At 63.0% G+C, this 6,497-nt stretch carries 7 protein-coding genes; 2 read left to right on the top strand and 5 right to left on the bottom strand.

Translation table 11 applies throughout. From position 1 onward, the window contains the following. Window positions 1-635: 635 nt before the first annotated feature. The gene (locus tag ACTJLD_RS23990; protein ID WP_175757937.1) at window positions 636-1,166 is read right to left on the bottom strand and encodes a cytochrome b; all 531 of its coding nucleotides are present in this window, start codon (window positions 1,164-1,166) and stop codon (window positions 636-638) included. Then, window positions 1,166-2,260, bottom strand: a complete 1,095-nt coding sequence (locus tag ACTJLD_RS23985; RefSeq protein WP_059694508.1) for a catalase family peroxidase — start codon at window positions 2,258-2,260, stop codon at window positions 1,166-1,168. The genes ACTJLD_RS23990 and ACTJLD_RS23985 overlap by 1 nt, the downstream gene beginning before the upstream one ends. A 156-nt stretch (window positions 2,261-2,416) precedes the next feature. Between ACTJLD_RS23985 and ACTJLD_RS23980 the strand changes: the two genes are divergently transcribed. Both ACTJLD_RS23980 and ACTJLD_RS23975 read left to right on the top strand, forming a co-directional pair. After that, entirely contained in the window at window positions 2,417-2,938 is a 522-nt protein-coding gene (locus ACTJLD_RS23980; RefSeq protein WP_027788777.1) for a sigma-70 family RNA polymerase sigma factor, read from the top strand. Next, window positions 2,935-3,693: an anti-sigma factor family protein gene (locus ACTJLD_RS23975; RefSeq protein WP_301762956.1), complete on the top strand. Its 759-nt coding sequence runs from the start codon at window positions 2,935-2,937 to the stop codon at window positions 3,691-3,693. Before ACTJLD_RS23980 ends, ACTJLD_RS23975 begins: the two co-directional genes overlap by 4 nt. Before the next feature lie 256 nt (window positions 3,694-3,949). Here ACTJLD_RS23975 and ACTJLD_RS23970 read toward each other — a convergent pair whose 3' ends face one another. From ACTJLD_RS23970 to ACTJLD_RS23960, 3 genes are all read right to left on the bottom strand, one after another. Continuing rightward, window positions 3,950-4,510 (bottom strand): hypothetical protein, encoded by a 561-nt coding sequence (locus ACTJLD_RS23970; protein ID WP_321909125.1) that lies wholly within the window; start codon window positions 4,508-4,510, stop codon window positions 3,950-3,952. Between the two features lie 751 nt (window positions 4,511-5,261). After that, complete coding sequence (locus ACTJLD_RS23965; RefSeq protein ID WP_124918763.1) at window positions 5,262-5,579, bottom strand: hypothetical protein; 318 nt, start codon at window positions 5,577-5,579, stop codon at window positions 5,262-5,264. A gap of 15 nt (window positions 5,580-5,594) precedes the next feature. Further along, a complete protein-coding gene (locus ACTJLD_RS23960) occupies window positions 5,595-6,494 on the bottom strand; it encodes an Imm72 family immunity protein (protein ID WP_440659779.1) in 900 nt (299 codons plus the stop codon). Window positions 6,495-6,497: the final 3 nt, after the last annotated feature.

The following is a 6,497-nucleotide window of genomic DNA, read 5'->3' as shown; positions in this document are numbered from 1 at the left end:
CTTGCATGTGTAAGGCATGCCGCCAGCGTTCAATCTGAGCCAGGATCAAACTCTTCAGTTTAAACCTGTTACTGTTTTCGGTTCGGTTAAGAACCGGTCGCTCACTCAAAGCTGACAGGAATATGAATCACTTCATAAACCTGACTTACTTTAGTGTGAGACTCTTGATACTTTTGCTATCTGACCCGAGGATCAGCTCGCTTTCATCAAGCGCCCACACTTATCGGCTGTTAATTTTTAAAGAGCAATCTGCGAGGAACTTCGTGTTTCTCAGCAGCGCTGCATTTTCAGCAGCAGAGAAGCGAGATTATTAACCGTTTTTTAAAACTCGTCAACAACTTTTTTAACTACTTCGTTGCGACGACTGCGGTTTAATTTCGTATGTACTGGAGTTGCTAAAACCAACTTCAACAGCACCGCTTCCCTTCTTCTCCCGCGCTGCGTTTCCGTTAGCGCGAAAGAGGCGTGATTCTAAGCACCTGCCCCCATCCACGCAAGCCCTTTCGTGAAATATTTTTGACATGCTATGCCGGGAGCAGCCGAGCCTGCCCAGTGGTCATATATAAGCGAAACGGCAAGAGCCGCCCCGGTCGCCCGTGTACAGCCCCGCCGCCGCGAACTCAACCTTCCGTCAGTTACCGCCCCACCATCGCCCTTACCACACCGTCCCGCCGAATCAGTCCGTGATACAGCGCCGCCGCAAAGTGCGCGAGGAACGTCAAGAAGAACAGATAGGCCAGCACGCGATGCGCGACCCTGAGCCAGGCGAACGTCACCGGATCAGCCGACACCAGCGCCGGCAGCTGCACGCCGCCGCCCAACGTCACCGGATACCCGCCCGCCGACAGCATCGCCCACCCGATCAGCGGCATCGCGACCATCAGCGCATACAGCACAAGATGCGATCCGTGCGCGGCCACCTTCTGCCACCACGGCAGATCCTCGGGCAACGCCGGCGGCTTCGACAACACCCGCACCACGATCCGCACGCACACCAGCACCAGCACGGCCACACCCAGCGGCTTGTGAATCGCCACCAGAACCTCGTGCCGCCCGGAAACGGACGCCACCATCCCCACCCCGATGAACAGCATCGCGATGATCATCGCGGCCATCACCCAGTGCAGCACCCTCGCGGGCAAACCAAACGTCGCAGAAGTCTTCATCACCGTCCCTCCGAACTCAACCTGGCCACGCCCGCCACACCGGCCTCTTCACTCGTCCTGCGCAGATACGAATCCGCATAGGCAGCCGAGCGCGCCGCCAGCAACGGATCCCCCGACACCTGAATCCCCTGCGGCAGCACCGTCGGGTCGTAATTCACATCCCGGCACGGCCCGCTGTCCTGCGCCTCCACGCGGTCGAGCACGAGCGTGCCCGCGTCGATCGTCGTGCGCTGCGCGGGCCAGACCTTCGTGGCGTCGTCCACCGGATCGCCGGGCTCCGCCAACGTGACCAGCAGCTTCCACTTCTGCGCACCCGCCGCAATACGCTGCGTCACGTCCTGCTGCAACACGTTCGGGTCCGCCGCCGTCGCGACGTCGCCGGCGCCGGCCGTCTGCTCCGGCACAACGCGCCACCGCACCGCCTGGCGCTTGCCGGCCGCGTCGACGAAGTAGAACGCGTTCAATCCGTAATAGCTTTCGGTGACGTAGCTCGCGCTCGGCTTCGCACCCTTCACCCATTGCAGGAACGCGCCCGCCTCCGGGTGCGCGCCGAAAAACGCCTTTACCTTCGCCGGGTCGGGCTTGCCCGTCTTCGGATCGGGCCGGGTCGCCATCAATTGCGCGTAGAACGCCTGCGGCGTCGCCACCGGAAACACGGGCATCGCGTTCATCCCGGTTCGCCATTGCTCGCCATCGGGCGCGGTGAGCTTCAGCGCGAGGCTGCGGATCGGCACGCTGCTGTCGGGCGCGTACGGGTTCCCGCCCGGCAACGCGAAGCGCCCGACCACCGGCGTGCGCACCGCCTTGAAGAACGGCGCGACCGAATACGCGCTCGCGGCGCCGTTGCCTTCGAAGTAACCGGTCACGCACACGCCCTTCGCGTGATTGCGCCGGAAGCCCGGGTGAATGCCGCCGCCGGCCGTCTGCAATGCGTCGACGATCCGGTGCGGGGTCAGACGCGCCGGCGCGAGCCATCCGCCGACATACCCGAACGCCACGGCCACGCCGGCCACCGCGCCGCCGATCGCGGCCCAGCGCCACCACCCGCGCCCGGGCTCGCGCTGCGGCGAAGAAGAGGAAGAAGATCGCTCCATGAATGTGCTCCCGACCATCAGGTCATTGTCGAACCCGCGTAGGACGCCACCCGCGCCGCTTTATTCCACGAAAATTTTTTTCCTATGCTGGTGGAATACGCGGCGCCCACCGGCGTCCTACGCTGCATCCCGACCCATTCGGCAACCGGCCCGGCCATGCCCTCTACCGCCCTCGACGACGACGTACTGCGCGAACTCATCCCCAGGCTGCGACGCTTCGCGCTCTGGCTCGCGCGCGACGTCCACGCCGCCGACGATCTCGTCCAGTCGACGCTCGAGCGCGCACTGTCGCGCTGGACGAGCCGCCGCGACGACGCGTCGCTGCGCAGCTGGCTCTTCACGATCCTGTACCGGCAGTTTCTCGACGGCAAACGCAGCGCGAAGCGCTACGCGTGGCTGCTCGGGCGCATCCGCGACGACGACGAAGCGCACTGGCCGTCCGCCGAACGCGAATTCGCGGCGCGCGCGACGCTCGAAGCGTTCGGCCGGCTCTCCGACGAACAGCGCAGCCTGCTGCTGCTCGTCGCGGTCGAGGGCTTTACCTATCAGGAAGTCGCCGACCTGCTCGAGGTGCCGATCGGCACCGTGATGTCGCGGCTCTCCCGCGCGCGCCAGGCGCTGCGCCAGCTCAGCGACGGCGAGCTTCCTGCTCCTTCTTTGCGACTGATGAAGAAATGAACACCCCTCCGAACGAACACGACCTCCAGGCCTACGTCGACGGCCAGCTCGACGACGATGCGCGCACCGCGGTCGAGCGTTATCTCGCGCTGCATCCGGCGCGCGCGGAACAGGTGAAGCAATGGCAGCAGGATGCGCAGCGGTTGCGGGCTGCGCTGGAAAGCGTGCGGATGCCGGCGGATAACCTTGCGCTGGATCCTGCCGCCATTCGCGGCAGGCAGGCGGAGCGCACACGGATGCGGTTCGCGATCGCGGCTTCGTTCGTGTTCTGCGTCGGGCTGGGGACATTCGGCGGATGGCAGGCGCGCGGATGGAACGCGGCGCCGCCCATCGCACCGATGAGCGATGCAGTCGAGGCTTACCGGATGATGGTGGTCGATCAGACGGCGAAGGTGGATTACCGGCCGACCGGTGCGGGCGATTTGCAGGGGTGGCTCACCCGGCGCGTCGGGGCATCGGCGCGGCTGCCGGATCTGAGCGCTGCGGGGTTCAGGCCGGTCGGTGGGCGGTTGTTCACGACGGACAGCGGGGCCACGGCTGCGATGGTGCTCTATGAAGACGAGGCCGGGCGGACGCTCAGCTTCTATCTCCGGCCGGCAGAATCGAAACATCGCCTGCTGCCGGCCGGGCAACGTGTGGATGGCGCGTTGCTCGCGCGGTACGGGTCGGTGAACGGGCTCAACTATGCGGTGGTCGGGCCGGCCGGGAGCCTCGCGGAGAAAGCGGTCGTGCAGGCGCTCGATCAGCAGACTTGAAGTAGCAGGATGCGCGCCCGGTTGGCGGTTGGGGGCGGCCGCCAGCGCGTTTTGTGTTTTGTGGCGCGGCCCGGCGGACTTGAACGGGCGCACGCTCACCACTCGCTTGCACAGTGTTTCGACTGACTTTCCCTGGCTGTTATGCACATCGAAGCCGCTCCGGCGCCCTCACCTTTGGGGATCACAGGGTTTCGAGTCGCTGCGGAACAGGATGTCCACATCGATCACGGGTAAGCGATCCGGCTTCCAAGGATGGCTACGATCCTGTCCGTCCAGGTAGAGTCGCCACCGAGACCTGGCTGCCGGCAAGCATCTTGTTCGCTCGACGCACGAACACCCAGTGCCAAACCCAGAGGAAAACTGCAACGCCACCGGCGATGGAGCCAAGGGTATCGGGTATCAACGAAACAACCTGCGCAAGACACCACCCGATGCCACTGATCCGGCCGAACGAGCGCAGACCCGACAGCGCCGGATTGATACGGGACTCTGCTTCCAGGGACTTCGCAACGTTGGAAATAATGAAGAAATCCTCGATGAAGTTGTACGGCAAGAGGAACATGAGCCAGACGCTGTCGGGTTTGGCCGCACGCGATCCTTGGTTGACCGATTTCAAGGTAGTCCTCAGGTCGCTCGCGTAGGCATAGACCAGAGCCAGGAAAACCGTGATGACGACGATGCCGCCGATTGTCCCAAGCCTCTCCATTTCGCCGAGAACGCCACCGTCTTCTGAAGGATGGACAAGGGGATAGGCGAGCCCAAAGGCAATGGGGAGGCTCAGCATGGCTTTGAGAATGATCCGCGCAGTTGCGCTCATGTGTATCCGATGGATAGGTGCGTTGTCACCGGCAGCATAGCGAACGATCATCCTCGCCGTGCGACTTTGTCCTGGTATATGCCGCCTTCTCTCGCGACACCAGTCGAGTCGGTGCCTGAACCGCACCGGGAATCGTGGAGGCCGGTCAGCTTGATCGTGGCGACGCTACATGCTGATATCGTTCGGTTCGCTCACCTTGGGTCTGCACAGCGTTTCGAGTTGCGTGGAAGCGTGATATCCACAACCCGGGAGGTGACGCAAACATCCTCACCACATTCGCGTACCCTCACCTGCTGAATGCACAGGATTTCGAGTGTCTTGGCTGCTCGATATCCACATGGCACTCAATCACGGCGGATCGCGCGAACATTCTCCCCATCACCTGCTCCATTCCGGAAAAACCCTGTCCAACAAGGCATTCGGGCTGATTCACATGGTCGAGTGCATGGCGCTCACCTGTCCGAGGCACAGCGATTCGACTGGCTGGGCGTGCAGGTTGTCCACATGCGGCACGTCGGCAAGCGCACGAACGTGATGCTCTTTCCCCTGCGCTCGCATCGTGGAGCCGGCATTTCTGCACTCAGTCGCGGGCTCACGTATCCGGATCGGCTTGTCACGGTCAGAATTCGCCGGGATCCGCCCTCCGCTTGCGATCCGAGCGCATGCTCACCTATTGCTCGCACAGCATTTCACGTCATTTGCGCCGCGGTTACCCACATACGAAGGCTGACCACCTTCACCGCCGCCCAGGTCACTTGGTCAGATGAACCTTGAGAATCTCGCCGGTCTCCGGGGAGATGACGTATCCCGTCGACGTTCCGAGCGGACTCGCATTGCCGAGCCCGCGCATGCCGGGAGGCATCTTCGCCAGAAACGTCACGCCGATGACGCGGTCGCCCGGTTTCGGATCGACCCTCGCGGCACTTTCGTCCGTGATGCAGATCTCGAAGTTGTGCAGATCCTGCCCGGTTTTCGCGAAGTCGTCATAGGCGGCCTTCAGGCCGAGCAGCGTCGCGGTATTGAGCCGGACGGAACATCGATCGACCTCGCCGAAATTCAGCTTGCTCATGGTGTTCTCCGGATATCACGGGTTCGGGTTCGTCTGCGGCGCTTGCCGTGGCTCGAGGAAATACTGCGATTCGTCGGGAACGACGCCGTTCACGTAACGCCGGTCTTCCCATAACAATCGCCAGCACGTCGGGATGAACAATCCCGGGAAATCGTCCGTCTGGTGCGGCGCACGCGTGCCCCGAGTGAAGTAATTGAAGCAACCTCCATTACGCAAGCCGGGCATGACGATCGGCACGAGGCCCGGCCGCCTCGACCACTTGACGACGACAGGCTCCCAGATGCCGTCGCAAGGCACTTTCCGGCCGGTCCAGACGATCGGGCCAACCGCTTCTGGAACCGCAGGCAGCTCCTCCGGAAACACCGGATACGAAAGCGTGTGGAAGTTGCGCTCATAGGCATTCGGGGACAACAGCTGTCTCGCCGAGCGCAGACGTGCGAGGTTGCCGAATCGATCGTCCGGATCGAACGGCGCAGACTCCATCTGGTATTCCGATGCGTGCAGCAGTCGGGCCAGCGCGTCGATCTTCGGCGGGTATGGGGCAACCTGCCCACCGCGATCCCAGTAATCGGGATTCGGGTAGAAATACGCGTCCAGAAGATGGTATTGCCGGTACACGTGCTTGAACGGCCCACCGCTCCGCCAGCCGAGCCGGTTCCCTCGGGCCAGCTCGGTCAGCCCTCGATCGTAAGCCGCGAGAATGTCGGCGATGATCGGAAAGTGGGTGCGCTGGATGGCCTCCGGATCACCATCGGGCCACGTGTTCACTGCATGCTCGTACGCGTTCGCGAAGCGCTCGAATGCCTCGCGCTTGCGCGTCCAGAGCGACAGGCTCGTCAGGCGTTGCAGCAGCCAGAAAATCTTGCGCCGGGTGGCGTCGTCCGTCATGTCGTACTGCTCGATCGTGTCGGTCATCAT

The sequence above is a fragment of the Burkholderia sp. 22088 genome, assembly GCF_052045915.1.
Classification (GTDB): domain Bacteria; phylum Pseudomonadota; class Gammaproteobacteria; order Burkholderiales; family Burkholderiaceae; genus Burkholderia; species Burkholderia cepacia.
This window is presented reverse-complemented; position numbering and strand designations above follow the sequence as displayed.

Excerpts from the sequence above, each read along its gene's own strand:
- ACTJLD_RS23990 (WP_175757937.1), bottom strand. The coding sequence starts at position 1,166 with ATGAAGACTTCTGCGACGTTTGGTTTGCCCGCGAGGGTGCTGCACTGG.
- ACTJLD_RS23985 (WP_059694508.1), bottom strand. The coding sequence starts at position 2,260 with ATGGAGCGATCTTCTTCCTCTTCTTCGCCGCAGCGCGAGCCCGGGCGC.
- ACTJLD_RS23980 (WP_027788777.1), top strand. The coding sequence starts at position 2,417 with ATGCCCTCTACCGCCCTCGACGACGACGTACTGCGCGAACTCATCCCC.
- ACTJLD_RS23975 (WP_301762956.1), top strand. The coding sequence starts at position 2,935 with ATGAACACCCCTCCGAACGAACACGACCTCCAGGCCTACGTCGACGGC.
- ACTJLD_RS23970 (WP_321909125.1), bottom strand. The coding sequence starts at position 4,510 with ATGAGCGCAACTGCGCGGATCATTCTCAAAGCCATGCTGAGCCTCCCC.
- ACTJLD_RS23965 (WP_124918763.1), bottom strand. The coding sequence starts at position 5,579 with ATGAGCAAGCTGAATTTCGGCGAGGTCGATCGATGTTCCGTCCGGCTC.
- ACTJLD_RS23960 (WP_440659779.1), bottom strand. The coding sequence starts at position 6,494 with ATGACCGACACGATCGAGCAGTACGACATGACGGACGACGCCACCCGG.